The sequence below is a fragment of the Gracilimonas sp. genome (genome assembly GCF_031581265.1).
In the GTDB taxonomy this organism is placed as follows: Bacteria; Bacteroidota; Rhodothermia; order Balneolales; family Balneolaceae; genus Gracilimonas.
The window spans coordinates 17,597-32,693 of the sequence record NZ_JAVLBQ010000012.1; the positions used below are offsets into that span (position 1 = coordinate 17,597).

The 15,097-nt window shown below is 39.7% G+C and carries 16 protein-coding genes and 1 pseudogene; 11 read left to right on the forward strand and 6 right to left on the reverse strand.

What is annotated here, in order from left to right; all coding sequences use genetic code 11:
• Positions 1 to 16: 16 nt before the first annotated feature.
• Positions 17 to 670 carry an SDR family oxidoreductase gene (locus RI561_RS06290; RefSeq protein WP_395079379.1) on the forward strand — a complete coding sequence of 218 codons (654 nt, stop codon included), beginning with the start codon at positions 17 to 19 and terminating at the stop codon, positions 668 to 670.
• 85 nt (positions 671 to 755) lie between these two features.
• Here the strand turns inward: RI561_RS06290 and azu are convergent, their stop codons facing one another.
• Positions 756 to 1,196 carry an azurin gene (azu, locus tag RI561_RS06295; protein WP_395079380.1) on the reverse strand — a complete coding sequence of 147 codons (441 nt, stop codon included), beginning with the start codon at positions 1,194 to 1,196 and terminating at the stop codon, positions 756 to 758.
• A 252-nt stretch (positions 1,197 to 1,448) separates the two neighbouring features.
• Between azu and RI561_RS06300 the strand changes: the two genes are divergently transcribed.
• The 3 genes from RI561_RS06300 to RI561_RS06310 are packed head-to-tail and all read left to right on the forward strand — an operon-like array spanning position 1,449 to position 4,212.
• Entirely contained in the window at positions 1,449 to 2,057 is a 609-nt protein-coding gene (locus RI561_RS06300; RefSeq protein WP_395079381.1) for a TetR/AcrR family transcriptional regulator, read from the forward strand.
• Positions 2,054 to 3,337 carry a TolC family protein gene (locus tag RI561_RS06305; RefSeq protein WP_395079382.1) on the forward strand — a complete coding sequence of 428 codons (1,284 nt, stop codon included), beginning with the start codon at positions 2,054 to 2,056 and terminating at the stop codon, positions 3,335 to 3,337. Before RI561_RS06300 ends, RI561_RS06305 begins: the two co-directional genes overlap by 4 nt.
• Positions 3,328 to 4,212 carry an HlyD family secretion protein gene (locus tag RI561_RS06310; RefSeq protein ID WP_395079383.1) on the forward strand — a complete coding sequence of 295 codons (885 nt, stop codon included), beginning with the start codon at positions 3,328 to 3,330 and terminating at the stop codon, positions 4,210 to 4,212. The genes RI561_RS06305 and RI561_RS06310 overlap by 10 nt, the downstream gene beginning before the upstream one ends.
• On the opposite strand, the gene RI561_RS06315 is transcribed toward RI561_RS06310, so the two are convergent.
• Positions 4,209 to 4,451 carry a hypothetical protein gene (locus tag RI561_RS06315; protein WP_395079384.1) on the reverse strand — a complete coding sequence of 81 codons (243 nt, stop codon included), beginning with the start codon at positions 4,449 to 4,451 and terminating at the stop codon, positions 4,209 to 4,211. The two genes, RI561_RS06310 and RI561_RS06315, sit on opposite strands and share 4 nt — an antisense overlap.
• Here RI561_RS06315 and RI561_RS06320 point away from each other — a divergent pair.
• The 4 genes and pseudogenes from RI561_RS06320 to RI561_RS06335 all read left to right on the forward strand — a co-directional run.
• Positions 4,423 to 5,102 (forward strand): annotated as a pseudogene (locus RI561_RS06320) (ABC transporter ATP-binding protein); the annotation flags it as partial. The gene RI561_RS06315 and the pseudogene RI561_RS06320 sit on opposite strands and share 29 nt — an antisense overlap.
• 223 nt (positions 5,103 to 5,325) lie before the next feature.
• Complete coding sequence (locus RI561_RS06325) at positions 5,326 to 6,090, forward strand: ABC transporter ATP-binding protein (protein ID WP_395079385.1); 765 nt, start codon at positions 5,326 to 5,328, stop codon at positions 6,088 to 6,090.
• On the forward strand, positions 6,087 to 7,196 hold the full coding sequence (locus RI561_RS06330) for an ABC transporter permease (RefSeq protein WP_395079386.1): 1,110 nt from the start codon (positions 6,087 to 6,089) through the stop codon (positions 7,194 to 7,196). The genes RI561_RS06325 and RI561_RS06330 overlap by 4 nt, the downstream gene beginning before the upstream one ends.
• Positions 7,193 to 8,323: an ABC transporter permease gene (locus RI561_RS06335; protein WP_395079387.1), complete on the forward strand. Its 1,131-nt coding sequence runs from the start codon at positions 7,193 to 7,195 to the stop codon at positions 8,321 to 8,323. Before RI561_RS06330 ends, RI561_RS06335 begins: the two co-directional genes overlap by 4 nt.
• A 15-nt stretch (positions 8,324 to 8,338) precedes the next feature.
• On the opposite strand, the gene RI561_RS06340 is transcribed toward RI561_RS06335, so the two are convergent.
• The 4 genes from RI561_RS06340 to RI561_RS06355 all read right to left on the reverse strand — a co-directional run bounded on the left by RI561_RS06340 (position 8,339) and on the right by RI561_RS06355 (position 12,744).
• Positions 8,339 to 9,544: a GAF domain-containing sensor histidine kinase gene (locus RI561_RS06340; RefSeq protein ID WP_395079388.1), complete on the reverse strand. Its 1,206-nt coding sequence runs from the start codon at positions 9,542 to 9,544 to the stop codon at positions 8,339 to 8,341.
• A 5-nt stretch (positions 9,545 to 9,549) separates the two neighbouring features.
• On the reverse strand, positions 9,550 to 10,440 hold the full coding sequence (locus tag RI561_RS06345) for an SMP-30/gluconolactonase/LRE family protein (protein ID WP_395079389.1): 891 nt from the start codon (positions 10,438 to 10,440) through the stop codon (positions 9,550 to 9,552).
• A 10-nt stretch (positions 10,441 to 10,450) separates the two neighbouring features.
• Positions 10,451 to 11,131, reverse strand: a complete 681-nt coding sequence (locus tag RI561_RS06350) for a hypothetical protein (RefSeq protein WP_395079390.1) — start codon at positions 11,129 to 11,131, stop codon at positions 10,451 to 10,453.
• Between the two features lie 152 nt (positions 11,132 to 11,283).
• A complete protein-coding gene (locus RI561_RS06355; protein ID WP_395079425.1) occupies positions 11,284 to 12,744 on the reverse strand; it encodes an NADP-dependent isocitrate dehydrogenase in 1,461 nt (486 codons plus the stop codon).
• Positions 12,745 to 12,843: 99 nt separating this feature from the next.
• Here RI561_RS06355 and RI561_RS06360 point away from each other — a divergent pair, with 99 nt between their 5' ends.
• From RI561_RS06360 to RI561_RS06370, 3 genes are read left to right on the forward strand one after another with little or no spacing between them, the layout of a single operon-like run.
• Entirely contained in the window at positions 12,844 to 13,746 is a 903-nt protein-coding gene (locus tag RI561_RS06360; RefSeq protein ID WP_395079391.1) for a LysR family transcriptional regulator, read from the forward strand.
• 55 nt (positions 13,747 to 13,801) lie between these two features.
• Entirely contained in the window at positions 13,802 to 14,758 is a 957-nt protein-coding gene (locus RI561_RS06365) for a sodium-dependent bicarbonate transport family permease (RefSeq protein ID WP_395079392.1), read from the forward strand.
• 1 nt (position 14,759) lies between these two features.
• Positions 14,760 to 15,062 carry a P-II family nitrogen regulator gene (locus RI561_RS06370; protein ID WP_395079393.1) on the forward strand — a complete coding sequence of 101 codons (303 nt, stop codon included), beginning with the start codon at positions 14,760 to 14,762 and terminating at the stop codon, positions 15,060 to 15,062.
• The last annotated feature ends 35 nt before the right edge of the window (positions 15,063 to 15,097 follow it).

Genomic DNA, 15,097 nt, shown 5'->3' on the forward strand with positions numbered 1-15,097 from the left:
ATAAAAATAGTCAGCTATGAACGTATTGATAATAGGAGGAAACGGCCAAATAGGAACCAGGCTCTGCAAAAAATTAAAAGATAGTGAACATGTTCCGGTTGCAATGGTTCGAAAAGAAGAGCAAATAAGTAAATTTCAAAAGAAAGGAATAGCAACGGTATTGGCAGATTTGGAGAGGGATTTCAGTCATGCTTTTAAAGGAATGGATGCCATTGTTTTTACTGCAGGATCTGGAGGTGATACTCCGAAATCACAAACTAAAGTGATAGATCGTGACGGAGCCATAAAGGCAATTGATGAAGCTGAAAATGCAGGTGTATCACGTTTTATAATGGTTAGTGCATTAAAAGCTAATCGCAGTAATGATTTATGGTCGGATGCTATGCAACATTATTATGAAGCCAAAGCCGCGGCCGATGATCATCTTAGAAAATCTGACTTGGATTACACTATTTTAATGCCGGGGCGATTGACCAACGAAGACGGGACTGATAAAGTTGAACTCAAGAAGAAGATAGAAGAGATCGAGGGAAGAACGGTGCCTCGAGATGATGTTGCTTCAGTAATTACTGAGATTATTGATACTCCCTCAACTTTTGGTATGAGCTTAGATTTGTTACAGGGAGATAAGACTATTGAAGAAGCTATTAAAGCTCTCGATACAAAATGAAATAAAAAACCCCGGACCATTTCAAAGATCCAGGGTTATTTTTGGGGTACAAATTAGTAGTTAAGATATGCAACTAACTACCTAACTATTCAACTATAAACTTTCCTTTCATCATGGCGTAGTGGCCCGGAAAACTGCAAATGAAGTCATATGTTCCGGCTTCAGGTGCAGTAAATTCTATGGTTGTTTCCTGCCCACCGCCAATTAAATCAGTTGCTGCAAGTACTTGCTCACTGTCTTCAGGTAAATAACCATTATCAGCAAATTTTGAAGCAGCAGCTCCAAAGGTGTTGATGTCGGTTCCTTGTGCTAAGAGAACCCAGTTATGACCCATTGCAGCTTTAGGTAATTTACCTACATGCTTCAGGGTGAGTACCACAGTTTGACCTGCTTCAGCTTTAATTTCGTCTAAATTGAACTGCATTTTATCATCACCTTCAATGGTGACTTTCAAGGTGTCTTGTGCGACAGCCATGCTCGAAAAAGCGAACATAAAAATCGTGAGTATTGATAATAGAAATCTCATAATGATAGATATTTGATTAGGGTTATAGCGAACCGACCTCGGTTGAATTTCGGACTCGCTTATCTTAAATATTTAATTCGCTTTCAAGATCGGAACCTAATGTGAATTTTTTGTGAAGGAATTGATTGAAATTTCTAATCACTCAACTGTTTCTATTAATCAATAAAAGAGTAACCAATTAGTTCAACTAAATGGTTGAACTTATTAGTTAGATTTATTAAACTGACTCCGTCGCAAAAACAAAAAGACAATATGGCATTAGAAAAAGAAACTGAGGAAAAGATTTTTAGAGTAGCTCAAACAGTATTTCAAAAGCGAGGGTTTGAGGGTGCCAGAATGCAAGAAATTGCAGATGAAGCAGAGATTAATAAATCTATGCTTCACTATTATTTCCGAAGTAAGGATAAATTGTTCCAGGAAGTGTTTCAGGCAGGGGTGAAGAAGATCATGCCGCAACTATTTGGAATACTGAAAGAAGAAGTTCCCCTTCAGCAAAAAGTCCATAACATCGTCAATTTCTATCACGACATGTTTCGGGACAATCAATATCTGCCCTCTTTTGTGATTTATGAGATGAATCAGCATCCTGATCGCTTTAAAGAGTTTATTGGGATGATGAATATTCAGCTTCCATCCATTTTTTCGGAGCAGGTGTCAGCTGAAGTTCAGGCAGGAAGAATTCGTGAAATTTCACCGGAGCAATTTTTGATGAATATCGTGAGCATGTGTATGATGCCCATGCTCGCCAAAACCATGGTTCAAACTATTTTCTCCCTGGATGAACCGGCCTACTTTGAGTTCCTCGAAGAACGCAGAAGCCTCATCCCGGAGATCATTTTAAAAGGGGTGAAACCAACATGAAAACAGTACTTCTGATATTAACTACTTTACTGTGTCCGGCGCTCATATTTGGTCAGGTCATAGACTCTTCACTATCGCTGAACGAAGTGTATCAAAAGGTAGAAGCCAATTACCCGCTGACCAACAAGAAAGAACTGCAACGAAAGATTGCGGCAATAAATGATGAAATTGCCCGGTCCGGATTATTTCCCGAAATACAATTGAATGCCAGCGCCCGCTATCAGTCGGAAGTAACAGAGGTACCTTTTTCGGCTCCGGGCAGCACCGCCCCTCAGCTTAGTCAAGATCATTACAATATCAGCCTGGACCTATCTCAGCCTTTGTATGACGGAGGACTGACTAAAGCTCGCCGAAATCTTGAATCTGCGCAAAGTGAAGTTGAGAATGCCGGGGTGGAAGTATCTATGTGGGAAGTTCAGCAACAGGCAGAACAAGTATTTTTTGGAATCCTGAGTTTGCAGAAAAGAAGGGAGTCAATAGCGGTACTTATTGAGGATTTGAAGGAACAATTATCATCGGTTCAATCCAAAATTGAACATGGGGTGTTGTTGCCGGGGAACGGAAAGGTTTTGGAAGCAGAGCTCTTAAAAGCTCAACAACAAGATGTTCAACTTAAGTTTGAAATACAGGCCGCCTATAATGTTTTGAGTGAATTGACCGGCCATAAAATTGAAGATAGGGTTAAGCTTGAAGTTCCGAATTTTAATGCAACATCAGTGGAAAGGGTCAAAATATCCCGCCCGGAATTAACTGTATTTCGATCACAGCAAGAGAACTTGGAGTTACAGCAAGATGTAATCGCTTCAGACCGATTGCCAAAGATCTCAGCTATAGTCAAAGGGGCCTATGGTCGTCCCGGTTATGATGTATTTAATGATGACCTTCATCCGTTTTGGATGGTGGGAGTACAGGCACAGTGGAGCTTTAGAAGTTGGAATAATGCCGGGAAAAAGCAGGAAGTGCTCGAACTTCAAAAGAAAAAGGTTCAAGCTGATGAAGAGGCATTTTTAACTGGGGTACGATCGGAGTTAAGTAAAAGCGAACGGAGCATTCAATATCTCCGAGAACAACTTACAATGGATGAACAAGTGTTGAAATTAAGGGCAGAAGTAGTTGCTGAAAAAAAAGATCAGCTGGAGGAGGGAGTGATTACTTCAACAGAATACATCACGGAACTGAATGCTGAAGCGCAGGCTCGTATAAACCTTGAATTACGCAAGCTACAGCTCGTACAAAGCCAAATTGAATACGCAACTAAAAAGGGAATATCATGGAATTAAAATCTACCACCATAGTGCTTGGACTTGGATTATTCTTCACTTCTTGCAACCAGGCTGAAATTTCAGATGCCTATGGACAATTTGAAGTAAATGAAGTAAGGGTATCGGCAGAAGCTTCGGGGATTTTGAAAAGCTTTATAATAAAAGAAGGAATGCATCTTTCGGTGGGAGAAGAGGTTGGACTGGTAGATACGACTCAACTTTCACTTCGCAAAAAAGAGCTACAGTCTTCGGTTCAATCCATTCGAACAAATATCGCAAAACTGGATGCACAGGCTGATGTTTTCAGGGAGCAACTCACTACTACAAAAAGGGACTTGGACCGGTATACCAATTTGAAAGAAGACAACGCTGCAACCCAACAGCAAATTGATCAGATCCGTGGACAGTTTAATGTTCTTGAAAAGCAGATTGCATCAGTAGAAGTACAAAAACAGTCGGTGTATGCAGAGCTGGAAACCATGAAAGCACGCATTGCTCAGGTAGAGGATCAAATTCAGAAAGCCCATCTCATTAACCCTGTTAATGGAGTCGTTCTTTCAAGTTTTGTGGAAACGAATGAGTTGGTTTCAGCCGGAAAGCCATTGTATGAAATTGCGGATTTGTCGGAGATGGAACTGCGGGTGTATGTATCCGGTGCGCAACTGCCTCAGGTGAAATTGGGGCAATCGGTAGAAGTACTGATTGACAAGAATGCTGACGAAAATGAACGGTTGAATGGAGAAGTAAGCTGGGTTGCTTCCGAAGCCGAATTCACCCCGCGGATGATTCAAACCAAAGAGGAGAGGGTCACGCAGGTGTATGCAGTAAAAATTCGTGTTCCCAATCCGGACGGGAAATTGAAGATTGGAATGCCGGGTGAAGTGAATTTTTAACAGGAAATGGAGACTTCCAATTTATGTTCCCAAGCAAGAGCTTGTGTACGATTCTTTACTAAAGTAGTAACATGAAAACCTAAACCAAGCACTAGCGCAAGCGTACCGCTTGTGCGGTGTTGAAAATGGCAAGATTTTGGTGCAAGCGTGACGCTTGCACCAGTAGAAAACAGGGCCGTGTTTGAATAAGCAACAAAACCAAGAAATAATTTGAAACCAATCGTAAATATATCATCCATATCCAAAGGTTTTGGGAAGGTGGAGGCCGTAAAGGAAATTTCCTTTGAGGTGAATTCAGGCGAGTTATTTGGATTGATTGGCCCGGACGGGGCGGGAAAGACTACTTTATTCAGAATTATAAATACGCTCCTAATTCCCGATTCAGGAACGGCTACAGTGTTGGGGAAAGATGTGGTGACTGATTACAAAGAAATTCGTCCACAATTGGGCTATATGCCGGGACGGTTTTCATTGTACCAGGATTTAACGGTAGAAGAGAACCTAAACTTTTTGCATCGGTGTTTGGGACTACCATTGAGGAGAACTATGAATTGGTGAAGCCGATTTACAGTCAGTTGGAACCCTTCAAAAATCGCTTGGCCGGGGCGTTATCTGGAGGGATGAAACAGAAGCTTGCTTTGAGCTGTGCGCTGATTCATAAGCCAAAATTGTTGCTGTTGGATGAACCTACAACCGGCGTGGATGCAGTTTCTCGCAAGGAATTTTGGGAGATGCTAAAACAGCTCAAAGCCGAAGGAATCACCATTATTGTCTCAACGCCATATATGGACGAAGCCAATTTATGCGACCGAGTGGCCTTGATTCAGGAAGGAACAATCTTGCAGATAGATACGCCAAAAGCTGTAGTAGAAGATTTTAAAAAACCACTGTTGGGCATTAAAGCAAAAAACAGGTATCAGTTACTTCTGGCACTGAAGTCTTATGCGAAATCGGATTCGGTTCACCCCTTTGGAGAATATGTTCATTACACGGAACAAGGAAAAGATCCTGATATTAAAGCGCTGAAAATTTACTTGGAAGAATGTGGAGTTCAGAACGTAGATATCAAATCCTTAAAGCCGAATATTGAGGACCGTTTTATGGCGCTGATGCATGAGGAAGGGGAGGTTGACCGTGGCTGAGTGGGCAATTCAAACGACAAATTTAACCCGAAAGTTTGGGGATTTTACCGCCGTTGATAACATTTCTTTTGAAGTGGAACAGGGGGAGATATTCGGGTTCTTAGGGGCCAATGGAGCCGGTAAAACTACGGCTATGAAAATGTTGACCGGGTTGTTAATACCTACTTCCGGCGAAGCTACTGTTTCAGGAAGAAATGTGTACACACAGGCGGAATCAATCAAAAAGAATATTGGGTACATGAGCCAAAAATTTTCGCTGTATGATGACCTGACGGTAGAAGAAAATATTCGGTTTTACGGGGGCATTTATGGGATTTCGGGAGAAATATTATTGCAAAAGATAAACGAGATTGTGCAAGCCACGGATCTTTCCGAGGTCCGAAAAACACTGGTCAAATCCCTGCCAATTGGCTGGAAACAGAAGCTGGCTTTTTCTATAGCGATTTTACATCAGCCTAAAATTGTCTTTCTGGATGAACCAACCGGAGGGGTAGATCCGGTGACACGCCGGCAGTTTTGGGAAAAGATTTACGAAGTAGCGGACCAAGGTATTACGGTTTTTGTGACGACTCATTATATGGATGAAGCCGAATATTGTGATCGTATTTCCATCATGGTAGATGGCCGGATTGATGCGCTCGGTTCACCCCAAAAACTTAAGGAAGAATTTGAGGCTCCTTATATTGAAGATGTTTTTATTCAATTGGCACGTTCGGCTGAAAGGGGGGACGGATGAATTCGTTTAGAGGATTTGTGATTAAGGAATTCAAGCAGATTTATAGAGATAAACGCACATTAACGGTGCTTTTCGGGATGCCCGTAATCATGATGGTATTGTTTGGATTTGCTATTCGAAATGAGATAAACAGCGCTCAGATTGGGATATTAGATCTTTCAAAGGATGAAGTTACACGAACCATTACCGAAAAGCTGGAGGCTTCAGAATCATTCCAGGTTAAAGCTTATCTAAGAAGCTACGATGAGGTGGAAAACCTGTTCCGAAAAGGAGATATCAAAGAAATTGTTGTATTTGAACAGGATTTTAAAGAAAAACTGGTTCGGGAGCATACGGCCAATGTGCAGATTATTACGGATGCCACCGACCCGAATTTGGCTAATCTGGTGCAGTCGTATACTGCAAGTATTATTCGCGATTATGTGAAGGAATTGAATACAGAAAACCAGGTGCAACAGGCGGGAATAAATCCCAAAGTTCGAATGATGTATAACCCCGAATTGCGAAGTGTGAATTTATTTGTACCCGGACTGATTGCGGTGATATTAATGCTTGTTTCCACCTTGATGACCTCCATTTCCATCACCCGGGAAAAAGAAATGGGGAATATGGAAATACTGTTGGTGTCGCCCCTGAAACCGCATCACATAATAATAGGCAAGGTTTTACCGTATTTAGTGCTTTCAGTGGTAAATGTTATCACGATTCTACTATTAGCTCGATTTATCTTCAATGTGCCATTTCAAGGTTCACACCTTCTATTTTTTATAGAATCTGGTATATTTATTTTAGCTGCATTAGCGCTTGGGGTATTTATATCTTCAGCCGCCAACAATCAACAGACTGCTATGATGGTTTCACTGGCGGGGTTATTGCTTCCCACCGTTTTACTTTCAGGCTTTATTTTCCCCATCAGCAGTATGCCGGTACCTTTGCAATGGATCTCTCATCTCATCCCCGCAAAATGGTTTCTTATTATTGTGAGAGGGATCATGCTAAAAGGATCTGAGTTCCTTCTCATCTGGAAGGAAACGCTGATTATGGGAGGGATGACGGTGTTCTTTATTACTCTCAGCCTCAAAAAATTTAAGGTGAGGTTGCAATGAATATTATTCGTGTTCTTCTCCGAAAAGAATTTCTCCAAGTCTTTAGAAATAAGGCCATGCTGCCGATCCTTTTTGTGATGCCCATTATTCAGCTATTGGTCCTTTCTTTTGCTGCAACGTATGAGTTAAAAGAAGTAGATTTTGCACTGATTGATAGAGATAATTCAAATTTATCCCGGGAACTGACGGCAAAATTTCAGTCCACCGATTATTTTAAATTGGAGCTGGAAACATATGACCAAAAAGCAGCAATGGGGGCTATGGATGCGGGGAAGGTGAATATGGTCATCAAAATCCCACGTGATTTTGAAATGAATCTAAAAAAAGGAGCTCAGGCTGAAATCCAACTCCTTATTGATGCTGTAGATGGCAGCACGGCGGGACTTATTCAATCTTACAGTGCGTCAATTTTAAATGACCTGAATCTGGAAAAATTGACCGAACTAAGAGTTTTGAGTAACAGTCCTGAAGTGAGGGAGGCAAAAACCATCAATATCATACCTCAAAATTGGTATAACCCGGATTTGGATTACATTACCTACATGGTGCCGGGAATTCTGGTAGTTCTTGTTTCCATGATTGGCTTATTCTTATCGGGGATGAATATTGTGAGAGAGCAGGAAATTGGTACGATTGAGCAGCTCAACGTGACTCCCATTGGGAAATCTCAGTTTATGATTGGCAAGTTACTTCCCTTTTGGATCATCGGGATGGTGGATCTTTTAATTGGCTTAGCTTTAGCTCGCTATGGATTCAATATTTCATTTCTTGGAAGCCTGACTTTGATTTTAGTAGTTGCAGGTATTTATCTCGTAGTCATACAATCGCTTGGACTGCTGATCTCTACCGTCACACATACTCAGCAACAAGCCATGTTTATTGCTTGGTTTATTATGGTCGTATTTATCTTGATGGGTGGTCTTTTTACCCCGATTGAGAGCATGCCGGGCTGGGCTCAAGATCTGACCTTGGCAAACCCAGTGGCATACTTTATTAAAATGATGCGGATGGTACTGCTGAAAGGGGCCGGATGGGCAGAGATTCAGGCTATGGTGTACGGCTTAATAGGAATGGGAGCAGGGTTATTGATTATTTCCACTAAAAGGTATCGAAAAACAAATCATTGATGGCACTTCATTACCCTAAATGTTAAGAGGAAGATGCAAGGTTATTTTTGAGCCTTCATTTACTTTTGATTCAATCTCAAGTTGTCCATCCATTTCTTCAATCAAATGTTTGGCCAGTTGAAATCCAAAACCAAATCCCCGTTCATTATGAGTGCCTTCAGAGCTTTTAGCTCTACCGGAAAATATTTCCTGTATCTTTTCTTCGGACATTCCAACTCCCGTATCAATAATTTCAGCCTTTAAAATAGAAGAGTCTTTAATCAATAGACTTAAATTCACTGTTATATTTCCACCATCGGGAGTAAACTTTATAGCGTTGGTAATTAAGTTTCCGAGGATTTGCAGTAGTCTTTGTCTTGGAAAAACCACTTTGCCAGATTGTGGTTCGGCATTAATTTCAAACTTTAAACCTTTAGTTTTAGCCTGAGGGCGATATAAATTTTCAATTTTTTGCTTGAGCAGAGGTAAAGTTAGTTGGTCATCCGTCTTATGTGAGTCATTTTTTTGATACTCAGATAATATTTCATTGGCTAAATCCAGAATAGATCTTCCACTGTTATTAATCATATTTGCAAATTCAAGGAAATCATTCATGTCATTTTCCTTGGCTTGTTCCTTTAAAATTTCCGAAATGCCTATGATTCCTCCTATGGGTCCCCGTATATCATGGCTAACTTTTCTATTTACTTGCTTAATTTTCTCCAGATTTTCACGGAGCAGGTTCAGCTTGTGTTTATATTCAATATGAGACATTACCTGATTAGCAATAATTCTAAGAAGTTGCTCCTGTTCAGGAGTCAAGTCATTCTGCTTAGTGTCCATAACACACATAGCGCCAATACGATGACCATCATCAGATTTTAAAGGTACCCCATAGTAATAGCGGATATTGGGATCACCGATTACATAAAATTTATCATTAAAGCGCTCATCACTTTGCATATCCTCCACTTCAACGGGAGAATCATCCATAATCACATATTGACAGGCAGTATCTTTTCGAGGGGTATCAAAAGCATCAATATCATAATTTGAAATAGACCACTGTGTATTCGCGTCAAGCAGATTTACCTGGGAAATGGGTGTACCTGTTACATGAGCTGCTAATTTAGTGAGATCATCAATGCTTCCCCGAATTTCAGAATAGTCGATGTTGTACTCTGAGAGCTTAATTAAACGCTCAAATTCATTTTCTGGGATGGGAGGTTTTATTTCAGACATATGAATTACTTAGAGATGTCCCAAATTTCAACTTTGTTTAAAGCAATATATGGAACTGCAATATGATTTAAATGGGTATTGACGCCGATATCAGCAGGACGCCCAGTTGTTTTTATTAAAATATTCTGCAGATTTGAATGATATATCCGTATGGAAGAATCCTGCTGACTTGCTGAAAACAGAACATTTTCTATAAACTCAATACCATCAAAATTTCCACCTTCCAAAGTTGCATATTCAGTTACTTCACCGGAAGAATTAAATTCATAAAAAGTTTGATCTCCACCCCATGGAGCTAATAAAAAATTTCCAGTATTTGGGTTTAAGGTGATACCATTTGGTGCATTTGGAAGATCTTCGAGCAATACAGAAACATCCCCATTCTCCACTTTAAATACAGTGGAGGTACCGGTATCAGTCACATACAAGGCTCCGTTCTCATCTGCAGAAATATCGTTAAGAAAGCCAATCTCAAATTCAGAGAAATCGACGAAATACGTTTGCTCTCCGGTATTTTTATTAAATCCATGAACGCCTAAAACATCGGCAGCCCAAAGGGTTTCGTCTACAATAAACATACCGCGGGGTGCATGAAGAGGGACCTGTTTTGTTCCTGTCATAAATTCAAGTTCCTCTATATTTCCTTCTGCATCAGTTTTCGTGATGAAACCGGTAGAGTCTTGAGTGTTGCCACCTCCGGTGAAATTGGAGATAAAGTATGCCTTTTGATCAGGATCGTAGCGAACAGCTTCCGGGCCTTCCAAGTCGGTAATCGTGTATGCGATATTTGTTGAATCCTGAACGGTAGTCAGGTCAAGTCCGGGTTCATTTTGTGTTGATTCACATCCCCACATAAGAATGGTAAAGAGGCAAACAATAGCAGCTGAATATTTCATAAAGTAAAGATTATTTGATGAACCAGGATATATCACGAACCTCAAAGAGGTCATCTTGATCCCAGTCAGTATTTATGATTATGCCACCAACTAACAGTAATGGCTTTTGTTCAAGGTTCTCAAGGCTTGCCCCAATGATATCTTCAAGCTCACGTTTAATCTGATTATAAACAATTTCTGTGGTTGCAATCACATCATTATCCGCTTTTTTGATTTCTTCGTAGTTCTCAATCAGTACTTTGTTAACTTGTCCTTGCTGGTAGTCATCGTGAGAAACATGCAGTACATTTCCCTTATTGATGTTATCAAGGCCTGCGATAAGCGAACCACAACAGGATGATGGGTGATCTTGTCCTTCGCGATTTACCTTTCCAATAATCCCGTCTTTAGTAATCCCAATATGAGGGCCATAAATAACAACGGCACCACCCGCATCAGGAATGTGGCTAACAAAAGCTCCAAAGCCGGTTTTACCAGCAAATGGTATTCCCGAAATACCTCCCATGATAAAAGGCCCAAATGCTTTAAAGTATTTATCTAATTCATGCAGACTTTGGTTTACTTCATCGCTGCAAATAGATGTAGCCCAAAGAGTATTTGAGCCATTTAAATTTTTATTTGGTAGTTCAGCTTCAACTCGCTGTCTTAAATTTGAGATTGGTTTTGCCTCAGGAAAATAATTTTCAACCATTACTTCATTTTAATTCAAATTTTGCAAAAAGATAAAGAATTAAATGATTCTCTCTAATTTATTAGGACAAATGTATTTATAAAAAAAGCCACTTCCTTAATCAGGGATGTGGCTTTGAGATAGACACGTTATAGATTTGTGTATGTATAATTCTATTCTCCCTGCCCGAGAGAAAAAGCCGGTTCCATATCAAAACTGTAAAGGTTTTCAGTTTTAATAGTATCAATGGTGTATTTCGTTAAACTCTGAAGTAATTTCACAACCTCCATTTGATTAGTCTTTCCTTTGGTAGCTTTAAACCTGCATCTCCAGTGGTCAGTACAAAATGTTTCAGATAGTCCGTTCGGCCAAACCTTTGTTCCTCGGTTTGTAATCATGGTGAGTTCAAAATCATCTCCGGTAGCCTCTTGCAAGCGTTGAGCCAGCAAGGTAGGATTTTCGGGTTCCCAATACACGAAAACATCCACCCCAAGCAGTTCTCTTTTTTGTCTAAGAGAAGGACGGAGTTCAGTACGGCTTAGCTTAAGTTCCGGGATTTGTACTTTTTGATGGTCAATATAATTTACAGCCTCCATGATGGAAGGTTTTTCTCCAAGCCGATTTATTATCTCACTCGAAAATTCATCAGTAGTAACTTTTCTGATACTATTTTCTCCAAACATATCAGAAGTATGAACTCCATCCTCTAAGGTTTTAAGCCAGGCATTTTGAATATTTTCAGCAGGTTTATTTTGGCCAATATGTCTCAACATCATAATAGAAGCTTGAATTAATGCTGAAGGATTGGCAATGTTTTGATTCGCAATATCTGGTGCAGAACCATGAATGGCTTCAAACATAGCGCATTTAGTTCCTATATTTGCAGAGCCAACCATACCGACCGAACCGGATATCTGAGCCGCCACATCAGAAACGATATCACCATATAAATTCGGCATAACAACAATATCAAAATGTTCGGGAGTATCAGCGAGGCGGGCTGTACCAATATCAACAATTAAGTTTTCAGCCTCGATTTCAGGATATTCAGAGGCTATAGTATTAAACACTTCATGAAACAGACCATCCGTAAGCTTCATGATATTATCTTTAGTAAAACAAGTTATCTTACTTCGGCCATGAGATTTTGCATACTCAAATGCATACCGAATAATTCTTTCAGTTCCCGGCAAGGTGATTAATTTTAAGCACTGATATACCTCGAAGGTTTGCCGGTGCTCTATTCCTCCATAAGTATCCTCTTCATTCTCCCTTATAATAGTTACATCCATTTTTGGATGTTTGGTACTTACAAAAGGGGAGTATGCCTTGCAAGGACGAACATTTGCAAAAAGCCCTAATGTTTTTCGTAGTGTGACATTGAGGCTTTTTACGCCTCCACCCTGGGGGGTAGTAATAGGAGCTTTCAGTAGAATTTTATTATTTAAAACGGTATCCCAGTCATCATTTTCAATACCTGATTTTATCCCTCTCTCGTACACCTTCTTACCTACCTCTATAGTTTCATATTTCAGATTGGCACCAGAAGCATCTAAAATTCTTAGGGTAGCGTCCATTATTTCTGGTCCGATGCCGTCACCATGTGCAACAGTAATGGTTTGAGTATTATTCATCATATGCGTTTTGATTTTTTGGTTGCCAAAAAGTTAAATCCTTCTTATCATAAATAATAATTAACAGATTTAATAAAATACATAAACAGATATTTATACATGTCATTTACCCTGCATCAGCTCGATGTATTTGCGGAAGTAGCAAAACAGAAAAGCATGACGAAAGCGGCTGAGAAGCTATTTATGTCGCAACCGGCTGTATCTATTCAGGTAAAGAAATTGCAAGAACATTTTGGGGTAAATCTTTTTGAGATGATTAGTAAAGAGTTGTATTTAACTGAGGCGGGAAAAGAATTATATGAAGCTCAGAAAAATATCAAGAGTGAAGTTGAAAGCCTGGAAATGGCACTTTCGGAAATCAAAGGGATGTTGAGGGGATCTTTGAATGTAGCTGCAGTATCAACTGCAAAATATTTTATGCCATATATTTTAGGAGACTTCCGTTCCAAGTTTGAGAAAATTAAGATGTCATTGAAAGTAACTGACCGCAATGAGGTCAAAGATTTGTTGCGAAAAAATATGTGTGACTTAGCGGTCTTTTCAGAGCTACCTAAAGATTTGGATTTAGAGGCAGTGGAGTTTCTCGATAATCCTTTATTAATGGCCTCAGCAGCGGATCACCCTTTAGCAAAGAAAAAAAATGTAACATTTAAGGATCTGGAAGACCATCCATTCTTGATTCGAGAGCCAGGTTCGGGAACTCGAATAGTTATGCAACGACTCCTTGACGAGCATAAAATTGATCCTGAAATTGTAATGGAACTGGGTACAAATGAAGCTGTAAAACAAGCTATAATGGCAGGTATCGGTATTTCACTTATTTCAAAGTATAGCCTCACGCTGGAAGAGAGTGTTGGAAAAATAGCAGTGCTTGACATAGATAATCTTCCGTATGTAAATAAATGGAAATTGGTATATCCAAAAGGAAAACGCTTGAGTCCGGCTGCTCAGAGTTTTATTGAATTTACTACGAATGAATCATTTAAAGAAATTCTGAAATAACTTCAGATAAACCTTAATCACAAACAACGGGAACAAATCACCCACACCTTACTGCATGGAGACTTTATTAACTAACTTTACATCACCTATAGTTTTAGCCTTTGTATTAGGCATTGTAGCGAAATTAGTCAAAAGTGATCTTGAATTTCCAAGACCCATATACCAGGCTTTATCCATTTATTTATTACTGGCAATAGGTTTAAAAGGGGGAGTTGAGTTGAGTACAACTCCTTTTTCGGAATTTGTGTGGCCTGCAGTGGCAACGCTATTCCTTGGGATATTGACACCATTGATTGCCTATACAGTGCTCAGACATTTGGGCAAATTGGATATCGATAATTCTGCAGGAATTGCTGCTCACTATGGCTCCGTTTCTGCTGTAACTTTTATCGCATCTATAAGTTATGTTGAGACGCTGGGATTATCTTCAGAAGGGTTTATGCCTACTTTAGTAGCATTGCTTGAAGTACCTGGTATCATTGTGGCACTAATGATACCTCAACTTTCAAACTCAGAATCAGGTTCACTCAAAAAAGCATTTCATGAGGTAATTACGGGGAGTAGCATAGTGCTATTGCTTGGAGGTTTGGTAATAGGATTTATTGCCGGACCATTAAAGTTTGAGTCAGTTAAGCCGTTTTTTGTAAGTGGGTTTCAGGGAGCTTTGGTTCTCTTTCTGTTAGAATTAGGGATGATTACAGCCCGACGGCTGGAAGATTTAAAGAAAGTAGGCTTCTTTTTGTTAGGTTTTGGAATAGTAGTTCCTATTATCCATGGTGTTTTAGCAATCGTAATCGGGCTATGGGCTGGTCTGAGTGTGGCTGGTGCATCAGTATTTGCAGCTATGGTTTCAAGTGGTTCATATATTGCAGCACCGGCTGCTGTAAGGATCGCTTTGCCTAAAGCAAGCCCTACCTTATATTTAACAGCATCATTAGGAATTACCTTTCCTTTTAATATTGCATTGGGAATTCCACTTTATTATATAATCGCAGCTTGGTTTGGAGGTTGATATGGATCTTACAGAATTATTTTTAGTCACTATTGTTACAGAAAGAATTTTAAGGGATGAAATCATTGATTTGATAAAAGATCAGGGGTCTAAAGGACACACTATAACAGATACCTTCGGAGAAGGTTCTCGGGGAACTCGAGTAAGTGATTTTGAAGGAAAAAATGTTAAAATCGAAACAGTGGTAAGCAGGGAAGTAGGAAATAAGATTATTGATACAGTATCTGAGGCTTACTTTGAAAACTATGCAGTAATTGTTTATGCCCATCCAGTTAAAGTGGTTCGCGGTGATAAATACATTTAGAAATAAATTTCACCCCAATCTCATAACAGAAACTT